The organism is Pseudomonas khavaziana, assembly GCF_019145205.1.
GTDB lineage: Bacteria > Pseudomonadota > Gammaproteobacteria > Pseudomonadales > Pseudomonadaceae > Aquipseudomonas > Aquipseudomonas khavaziana.
Genome location: NZ_JAHSTT010000086.1, coordinates 1 through 203 on the forward strand (window position 1 = coordinate 1; position 203 = coordinate 203).

General features: G+C 61.6%; 1 protein-coding gene. It reads left to right on the forward strand.

Annotation, left to right across the window (positions count from 1 at the left end; translation table 11 throughout):
• The coding region (locus tag KVH01_RS29645) for an immunoglobulin-like domain-containing protein (RefSeq protein WP_318836596.1) at positions 1-203 on the forward strand (203 nt) is incomplete at both ends.

Sequence of the window (203 nt, forward strand, 5' to 3'; positions counted from 1 at the left end):
GAAAACCTGGTGCCGAGCACCACGCCTGCGGTCACCACCATTACTGATTCGGTCGATACCACCACCGTTACCCTGACAGCCGACGGCAACGTCACTGAAGGCGGCCAGATCACCTACACCGCCACCCTGACCAACCCGGCGCAGAGCCCGGTGAATGTCACCTTGAGCAATGGCTCGGTGATCACCATCAAGGCCGGCGAGTC